Annotated in this window: 22 protein-coding genes; 18 read left to right on the plus strand and 4 right to left on the minus strand. The window is 65.2% G+C overall.

What is annotated here, in order from left to right; translation table 11 throughout:
• The first annotated feature begins 220 nt into the window (after window positions 1–220).
• From JQ635_RS13065 to JQ635_RS13105, 9 genes are all read left to right on the plus strand, one after another.
• Complete coding sequence (locus JQ635_RS13065) at window positions 221–1,048, plus strand: metal-dependent phosphohydrolase (RefSeq protein ID WP_211410277.1); 828 nt, start codon at window positions 221–223, stop codon at window positions 1,046–1,048.
• 112 nt (window positions 1,049–1,160) lie between these two features.
• Window positions 1,161–2,054 (plus strand): alpha/beta fold hydrolase, encoded by an 894-nt coding sequence (locus JQ635_RS13070; protein WP_211410278.1) that lies wholly within the window; start codon window positions 1,161–1,163, stop codon window positions 2,052–2,054.
• 78 nt (window positions 2,055–2,132) lie between these two features.
• Window positions 2,133–3,656 carry an FAD-dependent oxidoreductase gene (locus tag JQ635_RS13075; protein ID WP_211410279.1) on the plus strand — a complete coding sequence of 508 codons (1,524 nt, stop codon included), beginning with the start codon at window positions 2,133–2,135 and terminating at the stop codon, window positions 3,654–3,656.
• Between the two features lie 179 nt (window positions 3,657–3,835).
• On the plus strand, window positions 3,836–6,451 hold the full coding sequence (locus JQ635_RS13080) for an ATP-binding protein (protein ID WP_211410280.1): 2,616 nt from the start codon (window positions 3,836–3,838) through the stop codon (window positions 6,449–6,451).
• A 6-nt stretch (window positions 6,452–6,457) separates the two neighbouring features.
• Window positions 6,458–7,573 (plus strand): sensor histidine kinase, encoded by a 1,116-nt coding sequence (locus JQ635_RS13085; protein WP_211410281.1) that lies wholly within the window; start codon window positions 6,458–6,460, stop codon window positions 7,571–7,573.
• A 137-nt stretch (window positions 7,574–7,710) separates the two neighbouring features.
• Window positions 7,711–8,280, plus strand: coding sequence for an HdeD family acid-resistance protein (locus JQ635_RS13090; protein ID WP_211410282.1), 570 nt, complete (start codon window positions 7,711–7,713; stop codon window positions 8,278–8,280).
• 117 nt (window positions 8,281–8,397) lie between these two features.
• On the plus strand, window positions 8,398–9,609 hold the full coding sequence (locus JQ635_RS13095) for an ABC transporter substrate-binding protein (protein WP_211410283.1): 1,212 nt from the start codon (window positions 8,398–8,400) through the stop codon (window positions 9,607–9,609).
• Between the two features lie 366 nt (window positions 9,610–9,975).
• The gene (locus JQ635_RS13100; RefSeq protein ID WP_211410284.1) at window positions 9,976–11,193 is read left to right on the plus strand and encodes an acyl-CoA dehydrogenase family protein; all 1,218 of its coding nucleotides are present in this window, start codon (window positions 9,976–9,978) and stop codon (window positions 11,191–11,193) included.
• A 216-nt stretch (window positions 11,194–11,409) separates the two neighbouring features.
• Window positions 11,410–11,559, plus strand: a complete 150-nt coding sequence (locus JQ635_RS13105) for a hypothetical protein (RefSeq protein ID WP_211410285.1) — start codon at window positions 11,410–11,412, stop codon at window positions 11,557–11,559.
• 150 nt (window positions 11,560–11,709) lie between these two features.
• On the opposite strand, the gene JQ635_RS13110 is transcribed toward JQ635_RS13105, so the two are convergent.
• The gene (locus tag JQ635_RS13110; RefSeq protein ID WP_211410286.1) at window positions 11,710–12,165 is read right to left on the minus strand and encodes a DoxX family protein; all 456 of its coding nucleotides are present in this window, start codon (window positions 12,163–12,165) and stop codon (window positions 11,710–11,712) included.
• 201 nt (window positions 12,166–12,366) lie between these two features.
• Between JQ635_RS13110 and JQ635_RS13115 the strand changes: the two genes are divergently transcribed.
• Window positions 12,367–12,747: a cupin domain-containing protein gene (locus JQ635_RS13115; protein WP_246583509.1), complete on the plus strand. Its 381-nt coding sequence runs from the start codon at window positions 12,367–12,369 to the stop codon at window positions 12,745–12,747.
• 189 nt (window positions 12,748–12,936) lie between these two features.
• On the opposite strand, the gene JQ635_RS13120 is transcribed toward JQ635_RS13115, so the two are convergent.
• Window positions 12,937–14,676 (minus strand): methyl-accepting chemotaxis protein, encoded by a 1,740-nt coding sequence (locus JQ635_RS13120; RefSeq protein ID WP_211410287.1) that lies wholly within the window; start codon window positions 14,674–14,676, stop codon window positions 12,937–12,939.
• Window positions 14,677–14,900: 224 nt separating this feature from the next.
• On the opposite strand from JQ635_RS13120, the gene JQ635_RS13125 reads away from it, so the two are divergent.
• The 4 genes from JQ635_RS13125 to JQ635_RS13140 all read left to right on the plus strand — a co-directional run bounded on the left by JQ635_RS13125 (window position 14,901) and on the right by JQ635_RS13140 (window position 21,369).
• Complete coding sequence (locus JQ635_RS13125; protein ID WP_211410288.1) at window positions 14,901–16,283, plus strand: ethanolamine ammonia-lyase subunit EutB; 1,383 nt, start codon at window positions 14,901–14,903, stop codon at window positions 16,281–16,283.
• Window positions 16,284–16,427: 144 nt separating this feature from the next.
• Window positions 16,428–18,014, plus strand: coding sequence for a B12-binding domain-containing radical SAM protein (locus JQ635_RS13130; protein ID WP_211410289.1), 1,587 nt, complete (start codon window positions 16,428–16,430; stop codon window positions 18,012–18,014).
• The gene (eutC, locus tag JQ635_RS13135) at window positions 18,011–18,796 is read left to right on the plus strand and encodes an ethanolamine ammonia-lyase subunit EutC (RefSeq protein WP_211410290.1); all 786 of its coding nucleotides are present in this window, start codon (window positions 18,011–18,013) and stop codon (window positions 18,794–18,796) included. Before JQ635_RS13130 ends, eutC begins: the two co-directional genes overlap by 4 nt.
• Window positions 18,797–19,002: 206 nt before the next feature.
• Window positions 19,003–21,369, plus strand: coding sequence for an efflux RND transporter permease subunit (locus JQ635_RS13140; protein ID WP_211410291.1), 2,367 nt, complete (start codon window positions 19,003–19,005; stop codon window positions 21,367–21,369).
• 28 nt (window positions 21,370–21,397) lie between these two features.
• Here JQ635_RS13140 and JQ635_RS13145 read toward each other — a convergent pair whose 3' ends face one another.
• Complete coding sequence (locus tag JQ635_RS13145; RefSeq protein WP_211410292.1) at window positions 21,398–22,243, minus strand: hypothetical protein; 846 nt, start codon at window positions 22,241–22,243, stop codon at window positions 21,398–21,400.
• A 65-nt stretch (window positions 22,244–22,308) separates the two neighbouring features.
• Window positions 22,309–22,806, minus strand: coding sequence for a hypothetical protein (locus JQ635_RS13150; RefSeq protein WP_018648252.1), 498 nt, complete (start codon window positions 22,804–22,806; stop codon window positions 22,309–22,311).
• Window positions 22,807–23,264: 458 nt separating this feature from the next.
• On the opposite strand from JQ635_RS13150, the gene JQ635_RS13155 reads away from it, so the two are divergent.
• From JQ635_RS13155 to hpnE, 4 genes are all read left to right on the plus strand, one after another.
• Window positions 23,265–23,498: a hypothetical protein gene (locus JQ635_RS13155; protein ID WP_014496823.1), complete on the plus strand. Its 234-nt coding sequence runs from the start codon at window positions 23,265–23,267 to the stop codon at window positions 23,496–23,498.
• 193 nt (window positions 23,499–23,691) lie between these two features.
• Window positions 23,692–24,576, plus strand: coding sequence for a squalene synthase HpnC (hpnC, locus tag JQ635_RS13160; RefSeq protein ID WP_211410293.1), 885 nt, complete (start codon window positions 23,692–23,694; stop codon window positions 24,574–24,576).
• A complete protein-coding gene (gene hpnD, locus JQ635_RS13165; RefSeq protein ID WP_211410294.1) occupies window positions 24,566–25,405 on the plus strand; it encodes a presqualene diphosphate synthase HpnD in 840 nt (279 codons plus the stop codon). Before hpnC ends, hpnD begins: the two co-directional genes overlap by 11 nt.
• Window positions 25,405–26,673 carry a hydroxysqualene dehydroxylase HpnE gene (hpnE, locus tag JQ635_RS13170; protein WP_211410295.1) on the plus strand — a complete coding sequence of 423 codons (1,269 nt, stop codon included), beginning with the start codon at window positions 25,405–25,407 and terminating at the stop codon, window positions 26,671–26,673. The genes hpnD and hpnE overlap by 1 nt, the downstream gene beginning before the upstream one ends.
• The last annotated feature ends 22 nt before the right edge of the window (window positions 26,674–26,695 follow it).

Consider the following 26,695-nt stretch of genomic DNA (forward strand, 5'->3'; position numbering starts at 1 on the left):
CGCGCCTGCGCCGGGCCCAACCCGACGGGTCGGCCCGGCTGCATCGCGCCGCGACCGCAACCACGATCTCGCAAGGCACAAGAGCAAACATAATTTACGTAATTGGGATCCGGGATTTGGTCACTCGGCCCAAGATGGGCTATGCTGGCCCTCGCGTCGAGGACAACAATGGAACGTCGGGAGCTGGCGTGGGACACCACCGACAAGCGGGGCTGCATCCATGATGACGTTACCGAGACTGGCGGCTGAATCCCTGGAGAGGTTGCTGGGCTCGTTCATGCGTCGCAGGTACGACGAGGACTCTGCAAGGATTGTTGAGGGGGCGACGCGCACAGCACTTGAGTGCATTGGCAACAGTGACGCGCTCTACCACAATATCGAGCATACCATGCTGGTGACGCTGGCGGGCCAGGCGATCCTCCAGGGCCGCCATCTGCATGCGCACCTCTCGGCAGAAGATTACACCCACATCCTGGTCGCCTGCCTCGCCCACGACATCGGCTATGTCCGTGGCCTGTTCGAGGAGGATGACGAGGACGGCTTCTTGATCGATGCGGCCGGGACCAAGGTCTCTTTGCCGCGCGGTGCATCGGATGCCAGTCTCATGATGTATCACGTTGATCGGTCGAAGCTTTACGTAGAGCAGCGGCTCCAGCCGGTCGCCGGTCTCGACAGCGAGCGCATTGCCCGCGCCATCGAGGGAACGCGTTTTCCGGCACGCGAGGGCCAGGACTACGACGAGGACGCCTCGATCCTGCGCGCCGCCGATTTCATCGGCCAGCTCGGCGATCCCAACTATCTGCGCAAGGCCAACGCGCTCTACTACGAGTTCGAGGAAGTCGGCATGAACCGGCAGCTCGGCTACGACTCGCCCGCCGACATCGTGAACCGCTACCCACAATTCTACTGGAACAGCGTCGCACCGTACATCCAGACCGAGATCGGCTATCTCAACAAGACCGAGATCGGCCGGCAGTGGATCGCCAATCTCTACAGCAACGTGTTCCGCGCCGAACGCGAGATCTCGCTGTCAGGTCCGCAGAAGTAGGTGAGGCCCACGTAGCCCGGATGAGCGCAGCGATATCCGGGGCCGGCCGCGCCACATCCCTGATGTCGCTTCGCTCATCCGGGCTACGACCGCCCATATCCGTGAGCAAACCATGCAACAAAAAACCATCACCACGGATGTCCTCGACATCGCCTATCTCGACCACGGCGCGCCCGATGGCTGGCCCTGCATCATGGGCCACGGCTTTCCCTATGACGTGAACGCCTATGCCGCGGCTGCGCCGCTGCTCGCGCAAGCAGGCGCACGCGTGCTGGTGCCCTGGCTGCGTGGCTATGGGCCGACACGTTTCCGCTCCGCTGCAACGCTGCGCTCCGGCGAGCAGGCCGCTCTGGGCGCCGATCTCCTGGCCTTCATGGATACGCTTCACATCGAGCGCGCAATCGTCGGCGGCTACGACTGGGGCGGCCGCGCGGCCTGCGTGGTCTCTGCATTGTATCCCGAGCGCGTCGTCGGGCTCGTCTCCGGCAATTCCTACAACATCCAGAACATCGCCCGATCCATGGAGCCGGCCTCGCCGCCGGAGGAGGCGGCGCTCTGGTATCAATATCTCTTCCACGCCGAGCGCGGCCGCCGCGCGCTGGAACGTAACCGGCGCGGCTTCGCCCGCCAGCTCTGGGCAATGTGGTCGCCGACATGGACCTTCGACGATGCGACGTTCGAGACCAGCGCTGTGTCCTTCGACAATCCTGATTTCGTCGATGTCGTGATCCACTCCTATCGTCATCGTTACGCGCTGGTTGAAGGCGATCCCGCCTATGCCGCGATCGAGGCCAGGCTCGCCGCGCAACCCGCGATCCGGGTCCCGACCATCGCGATCGACGGCGACAGCGACGGCGTCAATCCCGGCACCGCGCACCATGCGCGCAAGTTCGAGGGCTTCTTCGAGCGGCGCGTGTTCGCCGGCGCCGGCCATAATTTGCCGCAGGAGCGGCCGGCCGAATGGGCGCAGGCCGTGATCGACGTGCGCGAGGCGGCCGGATCCTGATTTTCGCGATCGCGGGAACTTTTCGCTCGTCCCGCCGTCCAATTCCTGAGTTGCGCGTCAAGCTGTCAGGAGGTGACCATGAGCGAGGACAAGAAGCCAAGCGGGCCCGATCTGACCAGGGGCGCATCGCTCACCGAGTTCAAGGACGGCAAGCTGCTCGGCCATGTTGGGAGCGAAGAGGTTCTGCTGGTGCAGGCCGGCGGCGAGATTTTTGCGATCGAGCCCGCCTGCAGCCACTATCACGGTCCGCTCGCCGAGGGCCTCGTGGTCGGCGACACCATCCGCTGCCCCTGGCATCACGCCTGCTTCTCCTTGCGCACAGGCGAGGCCACCCGTCCGCCGGCGTTGAATGCGCTGGCGGTATGGGAAGTGACACGGAACCAGGACAGGATTTTGGTTCAGCGCAAGCGCGAAGCACCGAAGCCGTCGGCAGCGTACCGCAGTGCGCCGACATCCGAAAAATTCGTCATCGTCGGCGGCGGCGCCGCCGGCTTTGCCGCAGCCGAGACGCTCCGGCGCGAAGGCTTTGCCGGCGCCATCACCATGCTGAGCAATGACGGCGCAATGCCGGTCGACCGTCCTAACCTCTCCAAGGATTATCTCGCTGGCAACGCGCCGGAGGATTGGCTGCCGCTGCGGGGAGAGGACTATTATCAGAGCGCCGGCATCGATCTCAGGCTCAGCACGAACGTTGCGGCGATCGATCCAAGGGCCCGCAGCGTGACCCTCGGCAATGGCGACAGCCTGCCGTTCGACCGGCTACTGCTCGCGACCGGCGCCGAACCCGTCAAGCTGCAGATCCCGGGTGCGGAGCAGCCGCACGTCCACATTTTGCGCTCCGTCGCCGACAGCCGCGCCATCATCAAGGCCGCCGGCAGTGCGAAGCGCGCGCTGGTGATCGGTGCCAGCTTCATCGGCCTGGAAGTTGCGGCGTCCTTGCGGGCGCGCAAGCTCGACGTGCACGTGGTTGCGCCGGAGGAGCGACCGATGCAGAAGGTGCTCGGGTCCGAGATGGGCGACTTCATTCGCACGCTGCATGAAGAGAACGGCGTCAAGTTCCACCTCGAGGACATTGTGGAGAGGCTGGACGGCACCCGCGCCACGCTGAAGAGCGGCGCCGTCATCGAGGCGGACCTGGTCGTGGTCGGCATTGGCGTCAGGCCGCGCATTGCGCTGGCCGAGCAGGCGGGCCTTGCCGCCGATCGCGGCGTCAGCGTGACTGAATATCTCGAAACCAGTGTCGCCGGCGTCTTCGCCGCCGGCGACATTGCGCGCTGGCCTGATCCGCATTCGCGGCATACCATCCGCGTCGAGCATTGGGTGGTGGCGGAGCGCCAGGGCCAGACCGCGGCGCGCAACATGCTCGGCAGGCGCGAACGCTTCGACGCAGTGCCGTTCTTCTGGTCCCAGCATTACGACGTCCCGATCAACTATGTCGGTCACGCCGAGAGCTTCGACGAGGTCGCTATCGACGGCAGCATCTCCGGCAAGGACTGCCTGCTGAAGTACCGCAAGGGCGGCCACGTGCTTGCGGTCGCTTCAATTTATCGCGATCTCGACAATCTCAAGGCCGAGCTCGAAATGGAGCGCTCGCGCGGATGATGCACCGTATTCTCCGGCCAGGATCCGGGACGCCCGGAACGTCGTTCGGTTCCGCATCCCGCACGTATAGATTGCATGCGGCGCCAAAAAAGGGGAAAACTTGCCGACCTTGATTCTGCATCACTCCCCGTGGAGGCGATGTTCCCCGCGGTAGCGATATGGGCACGGCGATCAGGACCGTGAATTCGTCGTTCAGCATCATCGGCGTGCTGATGGCCTTCGGCGTCGGCAGCGCGGCGCTGCTTGCGGCCGGACATCGGGACTATCCGGAACTCCACACCGTTCTCGACACCAGCATAGCGCTCATCACGGCGCTGCTGGCACTGCTGTTCTGGGACATGGGCGCCCGCACCAAGCAGTCGCTCCTCAAGCGGCTCGCCATCGCTTTCGGCGTCACCTTCGTGCTGGAATTCCTCCATGTCCTCGTGATCGTGGAATGGTCGGGGGCGCTGGCGTTCCTCATGCAGTTGCGGGAATTTCTCCGGCCTGCGACATGGCCGCCGGCGGCCCACATCCTTGCGATCGGCATTCTCGCCGCGATCTGGTCGTCGCGACGGGATCGGGGCGGAATGCCGGCCTTTGCGCTGTTCATGGCGGTCGTCGCCGTGCTGCTGGTTGCGATCTTCCAGCGCCTTCCGCCCTATCGCCCGCCGGGCCTGTTCGAGATCACGCGTCCGGTGCTGATCCTGGCGCCGCCATTGTGGGCGCTCACCGGCATTCTATGCTGGCGGCTGCGCAAGGCGGACCGCATCTTCGCGCCGCTGGCGCTGATGGGCGCCGTCGTTCTGGTCGGCCATGTCGCCATGCTGTATTCGCAGGCACCGCACGACACCGAGGCGATGGTCGCTCACCTCGGCAAGGTCGCGGGGCGCCTCGTCCTGCTGCTCTCGATGATGCGGTTGGCTTCATCGGACATGCTGGAGCGCATGCGGGCGGAAGCCCAGCTCGCGCGCCTGAACGAAAATCTGGAAGTCCGGGTCGAGGAGAGGACGGCGGAGCTCGCAGCCGCCAACTATGCCCTGGAATCCGAGATTCTCGTGCGCCGGCACGCCGAGCAGAAGGCCCAGGCCCAGCTCGCCCGGTTGAGCCTGCTACACCAGATCACCCGTGCGATCGGCGACCGGCAGGACCTCAGGAGCATCTTCCAGGTGGTGATCCGCAGTCTCGAGGACCAGTTGCCGGTGGATTTCGCCTGCCTGTGCTTTCACGATACGGTCGATCACGCGCTGACGGTGGAATGCGTCGGGGTCAAGAGCGGCGCGCTCGCGCTGGAGCTTGCGATGCCGGAGCGCTCGCGGATCGACATCGACGAGAACGGTCTTTCGCGGTGCGTGCTGGGCCAGCTCGTCTACGAGCCGGATATTACGCGATCGCTGTTTCCGTTCCCGATGCGGCTTGCCCGCGGCGGGTTGCGTGCGATGGTGCTGGCCCCGCTCCAGGTGGAGAGCCGGGTGTTCGGCGTCCTCGTCGCGGCCCGGAAGGATAAGGAGAGCTTCAGCAGCGGCGAATGCGAGTTCCTGCGGCAGCTCAGCGAGCATGTCGCGCTCGCAGCTCATCAGGCGCAGCTCCACGGCGCGCTTCAGCAGGCCTATGAGGACCTGCGGCAGACTCAGCAGGCGGTGATGCAGCAGGAGCGGCTGCGTGCCCTCGGGCAGATGGCCAGCGGCATCGCGCACGACATCAACAATGCGCTCTCGCCGGTTTCGCTCTACACGCAATCCCTGCTGGAGGTGGAGCCGAACCTCAGCGCGCGCACGCGTGAATATCTGGAGACGATCCAGCGGGCGGTCGAAGACGTCGCCCATACGGTCGCGCGCATGCGCGAATTCTACCGCCAGCGCGAGCCGCAGCTGACGCTGATGCCGGTCCGGCTCAACGAGCTGGTGCAGCAAGTCGTAGACCTGACGCGGGCGCGCTGGAGCGACATGCCGCAGATTCGCGGAACCGTGATCAATTTGCGCAGCGAGCTTGCCGGGCAATTACCCGAGGTTTCCGGCGTCGAGAGCGAAATCCGCGAGGCATTGATCAATCTCATCTTCAACGCCGTCGATGCGCTGCCCGGCGGCGGCACGCTGACGCTGCGCACGAAGGTGCTGCGCGGCGCGGGCGGCCAGGGTCAGGGCCAGGACCAGGTTCGGGTCGAGGTCGGCGACGACGGCGTCGGCATGAACGAGGAAACCCGCCGGCGCTGCCTCGAGCCGTTCTTTACGACGAAGGGAGAGCGCGGCACCGGATTGGGCCTCGCCATGGTCTATGGCGTCGCCAGGCGTCACAACGCCGACATCGACATCGACAGCGCGGTCGGCCGCGGGACTATCGTCTCGCTGAACTTTCCGGTGCCGGAAGCGCCGTCCGGCGCGCCGTCGCGGGACATGCCCGAGCCGGCGAGGCCGGGGCGGTTGCGGCTGCTGCTGGTCGACGACGATCCGATGCTGCTCCGGTCGTTGTGCAGCACGCTGGAAGCGGAGGGGCACGTTATCGTGACGGCCAATGACGGCGCGGCGGGAATCGAGGCGTTCCGCGCCGCCACCGAGCGTGGCGAGACCTTCGCGGCCGTGATCACCGATCTCGGCATGCCGAATGTCGACGGACGCAAGGTGGCGAGCGCGGTCAAGGGCATGTCGTCCACGACGCCCGTGATCATGTTGACCGGCTGGGGCAAGCGCCTCACCGCCGAAGACGACATTCCGCCGCATGTCGATTACGTCCTCAGCAAGCCGCCGAAGCTTCGCGAATTGCGCGAGACGCTGGTACGATGCTGCGGCCCGGCGGCGCGTGAAGCGGAGGCAGGATAGAGTGTGATGCCAACGACAGGCTCGAAGGCCCGCATTCTCGTGGTCGACGATGAAGCGGCTCAGATGAAGGCGCTGTGCGACACGCTGCCGGGTGCGGATTACGAGCCGGTCGGCTTCTCGGATGGGCCTTCCGCCCTGGCGGAGTTGCGGCGCACCAGGTGTGACCTGTTGCTGGCCGACCTGATGATGCCGGGCATGGGCGGCATCGAGCTGCTGCGGGCCGCGCAGGAGATCGATCCGGACCTCGTCGGCATCATCATGACCGGCGATGGGACCATCGCGACCGCGGTCGAGGCCATGAAGGCGGGCGCGCTCGATTACATTCTCAAGCCGTTCAGGCTCAGCGTGGTCATTCCCGTGCTGGAGCGCGCGCTGGCGGTGCGGCGTCTTCGGCTCGAGAACGCCGAGTTGGCGCAGCGTGTGCGCGAGCGCACGCTCGAGCTCGAAGCTGCGAACCGCGAGCTCGAGGCATTCTCCTATTCCGTCGCGCACGATCTGCGCGGTCCGCTCTCGGTCATCGTCGGATATGCAGAGACATTGGTCGAGGACCATTCCGCGGAGTGGCCGGACCAGCCGCGGGAGCTGGTCGGCGCGATCATGGCGAGCGGCGAGCACATGCAGCGCCTGATCGACGGGCTGTTGCGGCTGTCGAAGCTCGGCCGCCAACCGCTGTCGAAGGGCCCGGTCGAGGTCGGGGCACTGGTCCACGAGGTCGTGGACGAATTGCGCCGGCAGCACGCGGGCCGCGAGGTCGTCGTCAATGTCGGCGACATTCCCGATTGCGTCGGCGACCGGGCGATGCTGCGGCAGGTCCTCGTCAATCTGGTGTCCAACGCCTTCAAGTTCACCCGCGCCCGCGAGAAACCGCTGATCACCGTGATCGGCTGGACCGAGGCCGGCGAAAGGATCTATTGCGTGCGCGACAATGGAGCCGGCTTCGACGTGCAGCAGGCCGACAAGCTGTTCGCGGCATTTCAGCGGTTTCACGATCCCGATCAATACGAGGGCACCGGGATCGGCCTGTCGATCGCGTCGCGCATTGTGCAGCGCCACGGCGGGCGCATCTGGGCCAGTGCCGAGGTCGGCAAGGGCGCCGCGTTCTACTTCGGCATACCTGGCTGAACTGTGCGGCCCGTCGCATTCGATCTTGATTTGCGTCAATGTTGTTGCCGGTGACGGTGCTCTGCTGGCTGTCGTCCCGGCACGGTGCGTGCTATTCTGGCGTGTGCCCCCGGGCTCCGCATGCAGGAGTGGCCGCCATGACCAGTGCTTCGGATACGTCTCACAGCCTCGGTGCCGGCATTACGGCGCTGCATGCCAAATGGGGCTGGATCGTCGCGCTCGGCGTCGTCTATCTCATCGCCGGCTTTGTCGCGCTCGGCAGCATGGTGATGGCGACGGTGGCGAGCGTGATCGTGGTCGGCGCCATGATGATCGTCGCCGGCGTGACGGAGATCATCGGCGCGTTCCAGATGAAGAGCTGGGGCAAGTTCCTGATCTGGGCCTTGCTTGGCGTGCTCTACGTCATCGCGGGATTCCTGACCTTCGAGAACCCGCTGTTCGCGGCCGTCCTGCTGACGCTGTTTCTCGGCGCCTCGCTGATCGCCTCCGGCGCCGTCAGGCTGTTTCTCGCCTTTAGCATGAAGCGCGAGAGTCCGTGGGTATGGGTGGCGCTGTCGGCCGTCATCACGCTGCTGCTCGGCCTCCTGATCGTGGCGCGCTGGCCGGTGAACAGCGTCTACATCCTCGGCCTGTTCCTCGGCATCGACCTGATCATGGCCGGCGCCGGCTGGATCAGCCTCGGCTTCAGCCTGAAGCGGCGCGGCTAGCCATCAGCAACTCGACGCAAGACCATCTTGCGGAACTCCGCTGATCTGACGTGCTGACAAAAAGCAGCACGCAGCGCGGCCGCTTCGTCGCGCGGCGATCATCATCGGGGAGACACCATGAGAGCCGCTTTGGCCCTGGCCGCAGCTTTGGCTGCCGCCTGCCTGTCCACGCCTGCACCTGCGCAAAAATCCTACGGTCCCGGCGTCAGCGACACCGAGATCAAGATCGGCAACACCATGCCCTATAGCGGGCCGGCCTCGCCGCTCAGCATCACCGGAAGGGTGATCGCGGCCTATTTCGACGAGGTCAACGAGAAGGGCGGCGTTGGCGGCCGCAAGCTCAATCTGATCTCGCTGGACGACGCCTTCTCGCCGCCCAAGACAATGGAGGCCGCGCGGCGCCTCGTCGAAGGCGACGGCGTCGCCTTCATCTTCGCCACCATGGGCACCGCGCCGAGCTCGGCGATTGCAAAGTATCTCAACAGCAACAAGGTGCCGCAGCTGTTCTTGATCAGCTCGGCCTCGAAGTGGAACGATCCCGCCAACATGCCCTGGTCGATGGCGCTGCCGTGGGCGCCGAACTACACCAGCGAGGCCGCGATCGACGTCGCCTATGCCCGCGCCAAGAACCCGAATGCGCGCTTTGCGGTGCTCTACCAGAACGACGACGCCGGCAAGGAATATCTGCGCGGCGTCAGGGAGGCGCTCGGCGCCGACGCCGACAAGGCGATCGCGATGGCCTCGAGCTTCGAGGTCGCCGATCCCACCGTCGATTCCCAGGTGCTGACGCTCGCCAACACCAAGGCCGATGTCTTCATGATCTACTCGGTGACGCCGCGTGCCTGCGCGCAGGCGATCCGGAAAGCCCACGAGGTCGGCTGGCAGCCGACGCGCTTCCTTGCCTCGGGCTGTGCCAACAAGGCGACCGTGATGGCGCCGGCCGGCCTCGATGCCGGCAAGGGCGTGCTGTCGCTCGGCGCGCTCAAGCCGTTCGTCGAGGCGCCGAAGGACGATCCGGCGATGACGGCCTATATCGATTTCATGAAGAAGCGCCTGCCCAACGCCGACATCAACAACGTCGCCGGCCTCTACGGCTACACCGTCGCCGAGGCGCTGGTGGTGCTGCTGAGGCAGTGCAAGGACAATCTGACGCGCGAGAACATCATGGCGCAGGCGGCCAACCTGAAGAACGTGCCGCTGTCGCTTCTGATGCCCGGCATTACGCTGAACACAACCCCGCAGGATTTCCGCCCGATCAAGGACGGCTACATGCTCCAGTTTGACGGCAACGACTGGGTGGTGGCGAGCGAGCTCTTGCGCGGGACGTGAGGGCGAGCGAACCGGTGAGTGGGCTCTCGCCGCGAGCGCGGAATCGTAGGGTGGGCAAAGGCGCCCTTGCGCCGTGCCCACCACCGATCCAACATTGCAACAGACGCGTGGGCACGCTTCGCTTTGCCCACCCTACGATACTGACGAATGCCACAGAGACGGTGCACCCTCTCCCCTTGCGGGAGAGGGTGGATCGCCGCAAAGCGGCGAGCCGGGTGAGGGGTCTCTCTCCGCGAGTCGTCTCTACATCCGAACTCGCGGAGAGATACCCCTCATCCGGCGCTTCGCGCCACCTTCTCCCGCAAGGGGAGAAGGGAAGAAGCACTTTCGTCGCGGCGGCTTCTCGGCACGAACAGGAGGACCCCCATGGACTTTCAACACTCCGCCCGTTCGCTGGAGCTGCAGGAGCGCGTCCGCCAGTTCATGCGGACCCATGTCGAGCCGGTCGAGGAGCTCTATTACGAGCAGGTCAAGCCGGAGGCGACGCGCTACAGGACGCCGCAAGTGCTGCAGGACCTGAAACGGCTGGCGCGCGAGCAGGGGCTGTGGAACCTGTTCCTGTCCGGTGAGCATGGGCCGGGCCTCTCCAATCTCGAATACGCGCCGGTGAAGGAGATCATGGGCCGCATCCTCTGGGCGCCCGAGGTCTTCAACTGCTCGGCCCCCGACGTCGGCAACATGGAGGTTCTCGCCAACTACGGCACCAAGGCGCAGCAGGATCGCTGGCTGACGCCGCTGCTGGAAGGGCGCATCCGCTCCGGCTTCTCGATGACGGAGCCGCAAGTCGCCTCCAGCGATGCCACCAACATCCAGTGCGAGATCAAACGCGACGGCGGCGATTACGTCATCAACGGACGAAAGTGGTTCACCTCGGGCGCGATGAACGAGGATTGCGAGATCCTGATCGTGATGGGCAAGACCGCGCCCGAGCATCCCGACCGCCATCGCCAGCAATCCATGATCCTGGTGCCGAAGGCGACGCCAGGTGTGCGCATCGTGCGCGACATGCTCACCTACGGCTATGACGACGCCCCGGTCGGTCATCCCGAGATCGTCTACGACAATGTCCGCGTGCCCGCCGAGAATATCCTGCTTGGCGAGGGCCGCGGCTTCGAGATCGCGCAAGGACGGCTCGGCCCCGGCCGCATCCACCATTGCATGCGGCTGATCGGCTGCGCCCAGCGCGCGCTGGAATTGATGTGCCAGCGGTCGGTCTCGCGCGTCGCCTTCGGCAAGCCGCTCGCAGACCAAGGCTCGGTGCGCGAGGACATCGCAAACTCCTTCTGCGAGATCGCGCAGGCGCGGCTGCTCACGCTGCAAGCCGCCGACAAGATGGACCGCGAAGGCAGCAAGGCCGCGCGCGACCTGATCGCCGCCGCCAAGATCGTGGTCCCCAGCATGGCCGCTCGCGTTATCGACCGCGCCATCCAGATCCACGGCGCCGCCGGCGTCTCGCAGGACACGTTCCTCGCGCGTGCCTACGTCTACGCCCGCTTCATCCGCATCGGCGACGGACCGGACCAGGTGCACCTGGCGGCCTTGGGGAAGGAGCTGATCAGGCGCGGCGGAGTGATGGCGGGGTAGGGATCAGAGCGTCTGGGTTGCTGGAAGCGGTAGCCGACTGCCGCTCATTCACTGCCTCGCCGGCGCGCACCCGGTCGCCGGGGTCTTGGCGAGCATGTCATCGCGACGGCCGTTCCGAGTGTTTTGGCGAGTTGCCACTTTTTGGAGGGCTTGCCGCGCCGGGGCCATTCGGCGACACTGCTTGCATTTCAAGTAGTTGTTTTAAAGGGGGCCTTTATGCCCGAGACATTGGAAAGCCTGTTGTGGTGTGCCGCGCTGGCGACGTGGCTGATGCTTCTCTTCAGGATCATGGGTGAGCGCTTGAAGCCGCTCTCGAAACGCTTCGGCCATCTGCTCGAGGTTGCTCTCAGGCTGAGAGCGAAGTGATGCGGTAACGGCCTTCCTTCAAGGCCACATCGTGTTGCCCCGGCGCACTCGCAGCTCCGCGAGTGGCGGAGACGCTTGCGCCGCGATTGCAGGCAAGTTCGGCAGGTTATCGGCTGCACACCGTGGAAGAGGCTGAAGCGAACGACACTGCTAGCGTGTCAGCCTCCGGTCGAGGGAGAACCGGCCCGCCCCGGTGACAAACATCAACAGGGCGCCGCCCATGATCGTGATGTTCTTCAGGAAATGATTGTACTGCCCGATCTGTTGCGCTCCGGCGGGATATTCCCAGTAGCGGTGTCCGATCGCGGTCGCCGACAATACGAACAGAAACATCACGATTGCGCAGTAGCGCGTGCCAACGCCGAGAATCAGACAAGCCGACATCACGATTTCCAGCGCGACGGTGAAGGTTGTGAACAGAACGGGCGCGGGAACGCTCAGCGACCGGAAATAGCCGACTGAGCCGGTGAAGTTGGTCAACGCGCCGTACGCGCTGCCGACGAAGACCCAGGCCAGCAGGATGCGGCCGACCAGGATCAGCAGGTCGGCACTGCCGGTGGCGAATTTGTCGATCGCAGATGTGGACCAGGGGGAGCGAAATAACATGGTGGCTGCCTTATCGCTGAGGACGGCACCTGAATGTCGATGATCCTATCACGATCGGCGAACCGCATGAAGGGCGCCTTGTGGGCGCATGATGCGCTGCAGCGCCTCGAAATCGATGGCACAGCCCCGCGGGGCACGCTAACGTCCGGCTCGTTCATCCGAGCTGTTGATTGCCAATCGATATTGGGGGGGACGCTGCACATGCGGTCTGCAATTCCTTTGCTGATGCTTGCAATTCTCACTGGCCCGGCCAACGCCCAGAGCGCGATTACCAGAACCGAGCTGAAACGAGGCGACCTCACCGGCAAGGACATGGACGTCGTGGTGGTCGTGGTGGAGGTGCCGCCGGGTGAGGCGCTAGCCCGCCACATCCATCCGGGCGAGGAGATCGTCTACGTGCTCCAGGGCGCGACGCTCGACCTCCCTGACGGCACGCATCGGGAACTGCCGACCGGCGCCGCCCTCATCAACGCGCGCGACGTTCCCCACGCCGGCTTCAAGGTCGGCGGCAACACGGCGCTGAAGATGATGAACGTCTTCGTCGTCGACAAGGGCAAGCCGATGACGGAATTCCTGAAGTAGTTGCGAAACCGCGCGCCATGGCCATGCTGACATCATGCCAGTGTTTTGCCCGACTGGTCAAACGGATTTCGCAAAATCAGCAGTCATCGCGCCGGCGGCCAAGCCATTGATTTCGCTGACCCCGGCTACTGTGCATGGGGTTGTTTTCGCAACTTTTGTGTGAGCGCGAGCCGCCGACGGCTTCGCGCGCTATCCCGCCCTGGCGATGCGACCGTCCGCCGCCCCCGAGCGCAGGTTCTGGAAGAACGTCTCCACCTCCCGTGACAGCGTCTCCGCGGTCTCGGTCAGGCTGCTCGCCGCCGTCAGCACGGATGCTGCCGCCGTGTCGGTCTCGCCGATGGCGTCGCGCAGCGAGGTGATGTTGGCGACCAGGGTCTCGTTGCCTTGGGCGGCGCTTTGCGCGTTGGACGAGATCTCGCGCGTGGCCTGGTCCTGTTGGCCGACGGCGCCGGCAATGGCAGACGTGACCTCGTTGATCTCGCGCACCGCGCCGCCGATCTCGCGCACGGCATCGACCGCGTTGCGGGTGGAGGCCTGGATCATCGCGACGTTCTCGCTGATGTCGGCGGTCGCTTTCGCGGTCTGTCCGGCCAGCGCTTTCACTTCATGCGCGACGACGGCAAAGCCGCGGCCGGCATCGCCGGCGCGGGCGGCCTCGATGGTGGCGTTGAGCGCGAGCAGATTGGTCTGCTCGGCGATCGCCTGGATCAGGCTGAGCACGCCGTCGATGCGCTGGGTCGCAGCCGCAAGGCTTTCGATCTCCGCGATTGATTTCTCGGTGCGCTGGCCGGTCTGCTCGACCGCGCCGGCGCTCTGCCGCACCTGGCGGCCGATCTCCACGACCGAGGCCGACAGCTCCTCGGCCGCGCCTGCGACCGCCGTGACGTTGTGCGAGGCCTGCTCGGTGGCATTCGCCGCCGTGCCGGCGCGGCTGCTTGCATCGGCCGTGACGCGGGTGATGGTCTGCGCGGTCTCGCGCATGACGGCGGCGTTGTCGCTGAGGCCGCGCATGATCGCGCCGATCGCCTCGCGGAAGGCTTCGACGGATTGCTCGATATGGCGGGCGCGCGCCTCGCGCGCAGCGGAATCCTGCGAGACCTGCGAGGCGAGGTTGCGGTTGCGCCCCATCGCGTCCTGGAACACCTGGATCGCGCGGGCGAGTGCGCCGATCTCGTCGGCGCGGTCGGAGTGCGGCACCACGACGTTCTCGGCGCCGTCGGCGACCTGCTTGATGGTCGCGGTGATCGCGGCAAGCGGCCGGGCGATCGAGCGGGCGATGATGACGATGCCGATGACGACGAGGGCCAGCGCCACGCCGCCGAGGCAGGTCAGGACGAAGGACAGGGTGCGGTTGGTCTCGGTCTCGTGCGCGATCTGCCTGGCGCGCTCGGCATAGACCTTGGACAGCGCCTCGAGATCCTTGTTCAGCGCCGAGCGCACCGCGCGATTGGCGTCGTTGTCGCCCCATTCGCGGCCGGCGGCCGCGTTGATCTCGACGCCGCGGCGGACCAGCTCCTTGCGGAACTCGACGAACTGTTCGATGCGCTTCTTGAAGGTGGCGAACTGCTCAGCATCGTCGGCCTTGACGATGGTCTCCCAGCGCTTCACGACGTCGAGGATCTGAGCGTTGAACTTGAGCAGGCCCTCGCCGTATTTCTTCACCACCGCCGGCTCGGTCGACATGTAGACGCCACGCGATTCCATTACCACCGCATAGACCAGCGAGTTGACGCGCTCGACGTTCAGCGCGGCCGCATTCGCGGTCTCGATCGCGCTGGTCAGGTCGGCGCTGCGGCGGCTGTTGTAGTCGGACAGCATCGCGATCGCCGCCGTCAGCAGCGCGAACAGCGCGAAGATCGCGTAGAGCTTGGTGGCAAGCGTAAAGCGGCCTGCCAGGGTGGCGGCATTCCCAGATCGGTCGGATGTCATGGTGTTCAGGGGCCCGGAATGGCCTGATGCGGCCGGTGAGCGCAGTTCGAGCGAAATTGATGCAAAACTATGCGGAACGAAGATGGACGCGGCGTTAACGCGGCTGTCGGCTCCCTTCGTCCTTGGTCGAATGAAAGGTAAGATATTTCAGCGTCTTGATCCGAAGGTATAGTTTCAGGATAGTCTTGGACTCGGCCGTTGGCCGACGAACCCCGGAGAGGCCCTTGGTCTACCGCCACACCATCGACGCCACGACCTACACATTCCCGGATCTGCGCGACCTGCTCGCCAAGGCGACCCCGCCGCGCTCCGGCGACCGGCTGGCCGGAATTGCCGCTGCCAGCGCCGAGCAGATGATTGCGGCGCGGATGGCGCTCGCGGATGTGCCGCTCGGCCAGTTCCTGCAGGAAGCCGTCATTCCCTACGAGACCGACGAGGTCACCCGCCTCGTCATCGACAGCCATGACGCCAGGGCCTTTGCGCCGGTGGCATCGCTGACCGTCGGGGCCTTCCGCGACTGGTTGCTGTCCGATGCCGCAACGCCCGACATCCTGCGCAAGCTGGCGCCCGGCATCACCCCGGAGATGGCGGCTGCAGTGTCAAAGCTGATGCGCAACCAGGACTTGATCCTGGCGGCGCGGAAATGCCAGGTCACCACCGCCTTCCGCAACACCATCGGCCTGAAGGGGCGGATGAGCACGCGGCTGCAGCCGAACCATCCGTTCGACGATGCCAGAGGCATCACCGCCTCGATCCTCGACGGCATCCTGCTGGGGGCTGGCGATGCCTGCATCGGCATCAATCCGGCCAGCGACGATCCGGCCGTGATCGCGCAATTGCTGCGGCTGCTCGACGAGATCATCGCGCGGCTGAAGATCCCGACGCAAGCTTGCGTACTCACCCACGTCACGACGACACTTTCGCTGATCGGGCAGGGCGTGCCGGTCGACCTCGTCTTCCAGTCGGTCGCCGGCACCGAGGCCGCCAACCGCAGCTTTGGCATCGATCTCGCGCTGCTGAAGGAGGGGCAGGAGGCCGGCCTGTCGCAGAAACGCGGCACGGTCGGGCAGAACGTGATGTATTTCGAGACCGGCCAGGGCTCCGCGCTGTCGGCGGGCGCTCATCACGGCGTCGACCAGCAGACCTGCGAGGCCCGTGCCTATGCGGTCGCGCGCGCTTTTGCGCCGCTCCTCGTCAACAGCGTCGTCGGCTTCATCGGCCCGGAATATCTCTACGACGGCAAGGAAATCATCCGCGCTGGGCTGGAGGATCACTTTTGCGGCAAGCTGCTCGGCCTGCCGCTCGGCATCGACATCTGCTATACCAACCATGCCGAGGCGGACCAGGACGACATGGACAATCTGCTGACGCTGCTTGCGGCTGCCGGCGTCACCTTCATCATGGGCGTCCCCGGCGCCGACGACGTCATGCTGAACTACCAGTCCACGTCGTTTCACGACGCGCTCTATGTCCGGGACGTCTTCGGTCTGCGCCGCGCGCCGGAATTCGATGACTGGCTGGTGCAGTCGGGCATTGCGGGTGCTGATTTCCGCCTGGCCGGCGATGCAGGCCTGCTACCCGATTTCGCCTCGCGACTGATCGCGTGACGCGGCTGGAGGCCTCCAGGAAACCATTGGCCCCCCTCGGAATTATGCTCATGCCACAATATTGAGAAATTCCGGCGACGGCATTACGCTATGTGTCTGGCTGGCAATTTCCGCAACCAGGTCGAGCGTGGCGGGGGAGCTTAGATGCGAGCTGAAAGCAACGGTACGTCCCGGCGGATTCTCTGCGTGTTTCCGCGCTACACGTCCTCGTTCGGTACGTTCGAGCATTCCTACCCCCTGACCGATGGCGTCCGCGCCTTCATGCCGCCGCAGGGCCTGCTGCTGATCTCCGCCTATCTTCCGAAGGACTGGCAGGTCAAATTCGTCGACGAGAACCTCCGCCGCACGACCAAGGAGGAGTTCGAATGGGCGGAAGCCGTCTTCGTCAGCGGCATGCACATCCAGCGCCAGCAGATGAACGACATCTGCCGCCGCGCGCATGAGTTCGATCTGCCGGTCGCGCTCGGCGGTCCCTCCGTCAGCGCCTGCCCGGATTATTATCCGTCGTTCGACTATCTCCATGTCGGCGAGCTCGGCGACGCCACCAACCAGCTGCTCGAGATTCTGTCGCGCGACACCTCGCGTCCTGACGCACAGGTGGTGCTCACCACCAAGGACCGCGTGCCGATGACGGAGTTTCCGATCCCGGCTTACGAGCTTGCCGACGTGAAGAGATACTTTCTCGGCAGCATCCAGTATTCCAGCGGCTGTCCCTATCAGTGCGAGTTCTGCGACATCCCCGGCCTCTACGGCCGCAACCCGCGCATCAAGACGCCGGAGCAGATCATCGCCGAGCTCGACCGCCTGCGCGAATGCGGCATGACCGACACGGTCTACTTCGTCGACGACAATTTCATCGGCAACCGCAAGGCGGCGATGGATCTGCTGCCGCATCTGATCGAATGGCAGAAGAAGACCGGCTACGTGGTGCGGCTCGCCTGCGAGGCGACGCTCAACATCGCCAAGCGCCCCGAGATCCTCGAGAAGATGCGCGAGGCCATGTTCCTCACCATCTTCTGCGGCATCGAGACACCCGATCCCGATGCGCTGCACGCGATGCACAAGGACCACAACATGATGGTCCCGATCCTCGAGGGCGTGCGCACCATCAACTCCTACGGCATGGAGGTCGTCTCCGGCATCATCATGGGGCTGGATACCGACAAGCCGAACACGTCCGATGCGCTGCTGCATTTCATCGAGGAATCCCAGATTCCGCTGCTCACCATCAACCTGCTTCAGGCGCTGCCGAAGACGCCGCTGTGGGACCGTCTGGAGCGGGAAGGGCGCCTGATCGAGGACGATGGGCGCGATTCCAACGTCGACTTCCTGCTGCCCTATGATGAGGTCGTCGCATCCTGGAAGCACGCCATGGGCGTCGCCTACGAGCCCGAGAAGGTCTATGCGCGCTTTCAGTATCAATGCGACCACGTCTACGTGCACCGCCTCAAGGTGCCGGTGGCGGACGAGATGAAGACCTGGCCCAATATCAGGCGCGCTCTCGTCATGTTGCGCAACATCTTCTGGAAGGTCGGCGTGCTCGGAGATTATAAGCGGGTGTTCTGGAAGTTTGCGCTTGGGCGCATCAAGCACGGCGACATCGAAGGCCTGATCGGTTGCACCATGATCGCGCACCATCTCATCACCTTTGCGCGCGCGGCCTCCAGCGGTAAGCAGAACGCCTCGAACTATTCGATCCGGCTGCGCGAGGCCGCCGTTCCCGCCGAATGAGTGACAAGTCCATTCCGGCGCGTCCAACCCTCGATCTGCGGTCGTTCACGCCCGCACGTGTTGCGCTGGGCCGCAGCGGCGCGAGTGTGCCGACAAAGCCGCTGCTCGATTTCACGCTGGACCATGCCCGCGCCCGCGATGCCGTGCATGCGGCCTTTGACGCGCCGCGTCTGGTCGCCGATCTCGGCGCGCTCGGTCTCACCGTCAGCGAGGTGAAGAGCCAGGCCGTCGACCGCAAGGACTATCTGCGGCGGCCGGATCTCGGACGACAGCTCGATCAAGGTTCCGCCGAAGCTCTCGCGCGAGGCGCTGCCGGGCCATGCCAGCTCGCGCTGGTGATCGGCGACGGCCTCTCGGCGGCGGCAGTCCACGCCCATGCGGCGGCGCTGGTGGCGCGCCTGCTGCCGCTGCTCGCGCAGGGCGATGCTGTCGCGCTCGGCCCTGTCGTCGTCGCCTCAGGCGCGCGCGTCGCGCTCGGTGACGAGATCGGCGCGATTCTCGGTGCGCGCATGGTCGTGATGCTGATCGGCGAACGGCCCGGCCTGTCCGCGCCCGACAGTCTCGGCGCCTACCTGACCTTCGCGCCGAAGCCGGGTCGCACCGATGCCGAGCGCAATTGCGTGTCGAACATCCACAAGGCTGGGTTGAGCCATGACGAGGCCGCCTTCAAGATCGCCTGGCTGGTCCGCGAGGGCCTGGCCCGGGAGGTCACCGGCGTGGCGCTGAAGGACGAGAGCGCGGACCGGGCGCCGCGTCGAATTGGCACGGCCTTGCCCGAATGACGGGCATTCCGGCAAAAATCGCCGCATCTTGATGTATTTGGTAACGCTTCGCATGCTTGCGAGATGGGCTCTTGACCTGCTAAACCGCTGCCGGCGATTTTCCGCGCATTTTCAAGGGGCAAGCCTCCCATTGGTATGGCGTTTTCAAGCCGTTCGCGGGGCGCAATAAGCTCACAGACCGAGCCGATTTAGGAACTGGATAAGGCATGCTCGAAAAGCACAGCGAGAGTGAGGTTCATGTCGACAAGGTCGAGCAGGGACCTGCGTCCTCCATCGCCTTCGGGCTGGAGCGGCTCGGCCTGATCGCCGTCCGGGCCCCGATCGTCTCCTGCATCGTCCTGCTCGCCCTGATCGTCGGCGCCGTCTTCGGCATCCAGCGGATCAAGATCGACGATTCGCTGTCGCAGCTGTTCCGTTCCGACACCCGCGAATTCAAGCAATATGAAGAGGTGACCAAGAAGTTCCCGGCCGAGGAGTTCGACGTCCTGGTCGTGGTCGAGGGCAAGACCCTGCTGGCACGGAACAACCTTGAGAAGCTGCGGGACTTCGTCACCGACATGCAGCTGGTCGAAGGCACGCGTGGCCTCGTCTCGCTGTTCTCGGCGCGCCAGGCGCCGGCGCCCGGCAAGCTGCCGGCGGCGCTGTTCCCGCCCGAGCTGCCCGAAGGCGCGGCCTATGACAAGTTCATCGAAACCGTCAAGAACAACGAGATCATTCGCGGCAAGCTGCTGTCGGAGGACGGCACGCTGGCGCTGATCGTGCTGTCGCTCGATCCCGAAGTGGTCGCCTCCAGCAAGCTGACCAAGACCGTCGGCGACATCCGCGCGCTGATGAAGGAAGACCTCAGCGACACCGGGCTCAACGTGCAGCTCTCCGGCGTGCCGGTGATGCAGCTCGAGATCCGCAACGCGGTCGAGCGCGACGGGCTCACCTACAACATCCTCGGCATTCTCGCCGGCTGCGTCATCGCCATCATCTTCTTCCGCAAGATCTCCTTCATGATCGCGGCGGCGTTCCCGCCGATGATCGCGATCCTGCTGGCGCTCGGCGCGCTCGGCTGGGCCAATTTCAATCTCAACATGTTCCTGAACGTGATGACGCCGCTCATCATGGTCATCAGCTTCTCGGACTCGATGCAGCTGACCTTCGCCGCACGCGACCGGCTGATCGCGGGCCAGGACAAGTTCACCGCGTTCAAGAACGCGGTGCTGGTGGTGGGGCCGGCCTGCGTACTGACGCACGGCACCGCCGGCATTTCCTTCATCGCGCTGCAGTTCTCCAACTCCGACCTGATCCGCAAGTTCGGCGAGGCGGGCCTGGCCGCCACCATCATCGCGCTGGTCGCGGTGCTGTCGCTGGTGCCTGTTTTCGGCGTGCTGTTCGTGCGCAACGAGAAGGTGTTTGCGGTCAAGTTCCAGGGCGCCGATGCCGGTGTCCAGGCGCTGCGCAATTTCTGCTACTGGATCGCGGTGCGCATGGTCGGCCGGCCCGGCCTGTTCAGCCTGATCGCGGTGCTGTTCGTCGGCGGCCTCGGCGTCATCTACGCCAATCTGGAGCCGCGCTACCGGCTCGCTGACCAGGTGCCGGACAAGCGCCAGGCGGTCGCCGCCAGTGACCGGCTCGACGCCAAGCTGACCGGCGCCAATCCGGTCAACGTGCTGGTCCAGTTCCCCAAGGGTGAAACGCTCTATTCGCCGGAGACGCTCCAGACCATCGCTGACGTGCATGCGACGGTGGAGAAGGCGGCCGGCGTCGGCAACGTCTGGTCGCTCGAGACCCTGCGCCGCTGGCTCGCGGAAAAGGCCGGCAGCGCCGACGTCGCGACGTTGAAGGAATATGTCAGTGTCATCCCCGAGCATCTGGTGCGGCGCTTCATCGACGCCGAGCAGGACGCCGTGGTGGTCGCGGGCCGCGTGCCGGACAAGGATTCCAGCCAGTTGCTGCCGATCGTCGACAAGCTCGATACCGAGCTCGACGCCGTCCGCAAGAAGCATCCCGGCTACGAGATCGCGGTGACCGGCCTTGCCGCGATTGCCGCGCGCAACTCGGCCAGCATGATCGAGAAGCTGAACCGCGGCCTCACCGTGGAATTCGCGCTGGTCGCGATCTTCATCGGCCTTGCCTTCCGCTCCTGGGTCGTGATGCTCGCCTGCATCCTGCCGGGCATCTTCCCGGTGGTGATGTCGGGAACGGTGCTGTGGGCGATGGGCGAGGGGCTGCAATTCGCCAGCGTCGTCGCGCTCACGGTCTCATTTGGCCTCGGCCTCAGCGCCACCATCCACTTCCTCAATCGCCTGAGGCTCGAGAGCAAGCCGGGCGTCGGCTCGGCGCTCGCGGTCGAGCGGGCGACCGTGCTGGTTGGACCTGCGCTGATCCTGACCACGGTGGTGCTTGCCTGCGGCCTCGTCGTCACCGTGTTCTCCGACCTGCCGTCGCTGCGGCTGTTCGGCTGGCTCAGCGCCTTCTCGATGGTCATGGCGCTTGTCGCCGACCTCTTCATCCTCAGGCCGACGGCGATGTGGCTGATCAATCTGCACGCCAGGCTGCAGGGCGCGGACAAGCGGGCGATCTGAGGGAGGGGCGGCAGACGCCGCCTCGCACTCACGCCTCGATCCGGACGATCCCGTACGGATTGAACTTGAAGTCGTCCGCGGCGTAGTCCTGCTCCCGCGAGAGCGTGAGCTTGCGATCGCGTAGCGTCACGTCGATGCCGTGCTCGGCCATGGCGTTGGCGATCTCCTCCATCAGCATCACCGCGGACCATTCGTTGCCGCGCGATTTCGCGACATAGACCTCCGGCAGGCCGACGAGGTGATAGCCGACGGTCTCATAATAGCGATCGCCACCGAGCGGGCGCTTGGCGAAGGCAAGACGACACGCCTTGGCGAGGGCGGGCGTGATGCCGAGGCCCTGGCCGGTCTTTGCGCCGTTGCGTGCCTGCTCGGCGAGGCTGCGCCATCGCGCAACGCCGTGGGCGACGCCCGCGCTCTCGCCCTTCACGGCGGTGGCGCCGGCCTCGATCATCTCCTCGACGATGCGCAAGGCTGCCGCCGAATAGGCGACCGCCTTCTGCTGCTCCAGCGGCGGGCTGAGCACGTAAAGCACCGCCTTGTGGTTGGCCACGCCCGCTTCGTCGGCGGCAGACCATGCCTTCGGGAAGACGCGGTCCCAGCACACGCCGAACGAGCGCTCCATATGCGGATCGGGCTTGGCTTGCGAATAGGTGCGGTCGATCTCGAAGTTGAAATCGGCGATCGTCCTGGTCACCGCCTTCGGCGGGTGCAGCAGGCTGTCATCCTTGCCGAGAAAGCAGAGCACGTGGCGCGGCTTTACCGCAGAAGGCTGCATGTCCGTCTCCCGCTTGATTGACGGTTGATCATTGGCCCACGCGCGACTGGCGGCGAAGAGCCCAATGGCTTTGAGCAGGTTTCTGCGGAGATGGTTCATGTCAGCAAAAAGCCCCCGGCTCGCGGAGAACCGGGGGCGTGTTTCTCATCGATTGCGAAGGGGTATCAGCCCTTCGTCATCGTGATGTTGACGCCGCGGATCTCGCCCTTGGAAGAGATCTGCACCGTCTGCTTGGTGCCGTTGGTGCGCAGCGACAGATTGGCGGCAAAGCCGTTGGCCTCGACGAACACGTCGATCTGGCCGCCGCCGGCGGTGCCCTGGAGGTTGCCGAAGATGTTGCGGCTCGCCTCGCTCCAATTGCCGGAGATGCGATCGCCCTGGCTGGTCACGTCGCTGGTGAGGTCGAACTTGTAGCTGTCCGAGGCGCAGTGCAGGGCCTGCTTGAGGTTGAGACCGCTGCCGGCGACCTTGTAGTCGGCCTTGCAGCGGATGCGTTCAGTGGAGCCGTCGGACAGCGAAACCGTGCCGGTGCCGGTCCACGCGCCGTCGAAGCCGGCAAACGGTCCGGACGATTGTGCGTGGCTTGCCGAAACCGAAAAGAGCAGGGCAGCGCCAACGCCGGCCGCAGTGATTGCCAGTCCAGATCGCCCAAAGAATTTCATCACAAATATCCCGTTTTGGAACGACGTCCATTCAAGGTTAAAGACGTCTCGCCACATCGAAGGTTTAGTGTTCCGAGCCTGTGTCAGGTTCAACGCGCCAGGACCAGAGACGGCGGTTCACCGGGCGCCGGCGAGGGGCCGGACCTTGCGATTTGCCGTGTTTCGGCGTGTTTCCGGCCGAAACGGCGGGGCGGGGAGATGCAGCGCTGCAACAGCCGTGCAGTAAAATGCGCCCTGCCTGAATTATGACGTAGTATCAAACCCTTACATCTGCCAATGAAGGCGCAGGGAAGACCTGATTTGGTGGGTGTGGCGCCAATTTGGCCGCATTTGCCAGTGCTTGTGCCTTCTCCGAGGCCGCTACCCTGCGGCACTTGCCATCAGAACAATCCGTTCCCGCCGTCAGCCCTGTGCAGCCCGGGATCGGTGCGATTCTGCCGTCAGAATGAAGGAATACAATGCGTAAGCTTCTCGTCGCTCTCACCCTGCTGTCGGCATCCCTTTCGACGGCGGCCTTTGCCCAGGCAGGACGCGGTACGGATGCCGAGCAGAAGGCCTGCACGCGCGATGTGCAGAAGTTCTGCCGTCCGGTCATCGACCAGGGCGATTTCACGATCCTGGCCTGCCTGAAGGAGAACCGGGCCAAGATCTCCCAGGCCTGCGACCAGGTCCTGAAGAACCACAACCAGTAAGCTCGGCCATTGGCCCACCCAGGGCGGCCCCCGGGCCGCCTTTTCGGGCCGGATCCGCGAAGGGGCTGCCATCGAGAGCAGGATTGGTTTTGCGGCCGTATTCCCCTATATGGGGGCCGCGGCGGCATCGCCGGCATGAGCCCGCGCGAGCGAAAAAGCCCTTCCTGTCCAAACGATTGTTAACCAGCCCTCGATGACCTCTGCGAGCGAATTGCGATCCGGCAAAGGTGACCGTGACGAGAATTTTCCCGTCGCGTCCTGGATCATTCATCCGCGTCATCGGGCCCTGATCCTGGCCTATTACAATTTCGTCCGCACCGCCGACGACATCGCCGACCACGCCACGCTGCCGCCCGACCAGAAGCTCGCTTATCTCGACCTGCTCGAGGCGGAACTGCTTGGCAAGGGCGACACCCAGCTTGAGGCCGTCACCCTGCGCCGCGCGCTGGCCGAACGCGGCATGGCGCCGCGTCACGCGCTCGACGTGCTCATCGCCTTCCGCATGGACGTGACCAAGCTGCGCTACGAGACCTGGGACGAGGTCATCCACTATTGCCGCTATTCGGCGATGCCGGTCGGCCGCTTCATGCTCGACGTTCATGGCGAGAGCACCTCGACCTGGGCCGCATCGGACGCGCTCTGCGCGGGCCTTCAGATCAACAACCACCTGCAGGATTGCGGCAAGGATTTCCGCGAGCTCAACCGCGTCTACCTGCCGCGCGATGCGCTGGCAGCACACGGCGCCTCGGTCGAGCAGCTTGGACTCGCGCAATCGCCGCCGGCGATGCTCGCCTGCCTGCAGTCGCTCGCCGCGCGCAACGAGGCGCTGCTCGATGAGGGCAGGTCGCTAGCCGCAGAGATCCGGGATTTCCGCCTCGGCGTCGACGTCTCGGTGATCCAGGCCTATGCCGACCGCATCGTGCGCCTCTTGAAGGTGCGCGATCCCTTGCGCGAGCGGGTGCATCTGAACAAGTTCGAGCTTCTCACCTTCAGCCTCGCCGGCATGATCGGCGAAGTCGGCCGCCGCGCGATCGGACGCAAGGCCATTTCCAGACCGGGGACTGCCCATGACGCTTGAGGCGACCACGCCCGGCGCCAGTTATGGCTCGACCGCATCCGGCAGCTCGTTCTATGCCGCGATGCGCATCCTGCCGCACGACCAGCGCGAGGCGATGTTCCAGATCTACAGCTTCTGCCGCCAGGTCGACGACATCGCCGATTCCGACGGTCCGCGCGACGAGCGGCTTGCCGCGCTCCAGGAGTGGCGCAACGACATCGACGCGCTCTATCAGGGCAATCCGCCGCCGAGGCTGAAGGACTACGTCGCCTCGGTGAAGACCTTCGGGCTCAAGCGCGAGGATTTCCTGGCCATCGTCGACGGCATGGAGATGGACGTGCCGCAGGACATCCGCGCGCCCGACATGGCGACGCTGGATCTCTACTGCGATCGCGTCGCCAGCGCCGTGGGGCGGCTGTCGGTGCGCGTGTTCGGCATGCCGGAAGAAGACGGCATCCTGCTTGCCCACCATCTCGGCCGCGCGCTGCAGCTCACCAACATCCTGCGCGACATCGACGAGGACGCCGGCCTCGGCCGGCTCTATTTGCCGCGCGAGGCGCTGCTGCATGCCGGCATCACCTCCAACGATCCGAACCGCGTCATCACCGAGCGCGCGCTGCCGAAGGTCTGCGTGCCGCTGACGCAGCGCGCGAAGTCGCATTTCGAGAAGTCGGACGAGATCATGAACCGCAACAAGCGCCGCGCCGTGCGCGCGCCGCGGATCATGTCGAAATACTATCATTCCATTCTGGACCTCCTGATCGCGCGCGGTTTCAACGCGCCGCGCGAGCCCGTGCGTGTGTCGAAGATCACACGCATTTTGATCCTGCTCCGTTACGCTTTCATCTGATGCAAAACACAGCTCACATCATCGGTGCTGGAATTTCCGGCCTCTCCGCCGCCGTGCGGCTCGCCAATGCCGGCTTCAAGGTCGCCGTGCACGAGGCAACGCACCAGGCCGGCGGCCGCTGCCGGTCCTATTTCGACGGTGCCACCAATCTCACCATCGACAACGGCAATCATCTGCTGTTGTCGGGCAACAGCCACGCGCGCGCTTATGCGCGTTCGATCGGCACCGAGGCGGGGCTTGTCGGTCCTGACAGCGCACAATTTCCCTTCGTCGACATCAAGACCGGGCAGCGCTGGCAGATCGATCTCGGCGATGGCCGATGGCCGACCTGGGTGCTCGACGAAGGCCGCCGCGTGCCCGACACCGGCCTCACCGATTATCTCAAGCTGGCGCCGCTGATCTGGGCGTCGGAAGAGACGCTGGTCGGCAGGTCCATTCCGACCGAAGGCATCCTCTATCAGCGCCTGGTGCAGCCGTTGCTGCTGGCGGCGCTCAACGTCGATCCGCCCGAGGGCTCGGCCGGGCTCGCCGGCGCGATCGTGCGCGAGACGCTGCTTGCGGGCGGGCAGGCCTGCCGTCCGCTGATCGCACGCGACGGCCTCAGCGCCGTGCTCATCGAGCCCGCCGTGAAGTTTCTGCAGGAGCGTGGCCACACCGTTCAGCTCGGCCATGAGCTGCGTTCGTTCGCGAGCACCAACGGCAAGGTGACCGCGCTGAACTTCGGCGGCGAGGATTTGATCCAGCTCGGAGCGGGTGACGTCATCGTGATGGCGGTGCCCCCGCGCGCGGCAGCTAACCTGCTGCCGGGCCTGAAGACGCCAACCGAATTCCGCGCCATCGTCAACGCGCATTTCCGCATCACACCGCCGCCGGGCTCGGCGCCGATCCTCGGCGTGATCGGCGGCGTCGTGGAATGGCTGTTCGCGTTCCCGAACCGGCTCTCGGTGACCATCAGCAACGGCGATCGTCTCGTCGACATGCCGCGCGAGGAGCTCGCGCAGGCGATCTGGAACGACGTCTGCAAGGCGGGCGGCGTCTCCGGCGAGCTGCCGTCTCAATTGCCCCCTTGGCAGATCGTGCGCGAGCGCCGTGCCACATTTGCGGCAACGCCTGCCCAGAATGCCCTGCGTCCGGGGCCGGTCACAGCGCTGAAAAACCTGTTCCTCGCCGGCGACTGGACTGCTACGGGATTGCCGGCAACCATCGAGGGATCGGTCCGGTCGGGTGACCGCGCCGCCGATCTGGTTCTGGCCGCCAAAGGATCCTGACAAGCGGCCCTGACGGGCAAAT

The organism is Bradyrhizobium iriomotense (assembly GCF_018130765.1).
In the GTDB taxonomy this organism is placed as follows: domain Bacteria; phylum Pseudomonadota; class Alphaproteobacteria; order Rhizobiales; family Xanthobacteraceae; genus Bradyrhizobium; species Bradyrhizobium iriomotense_A.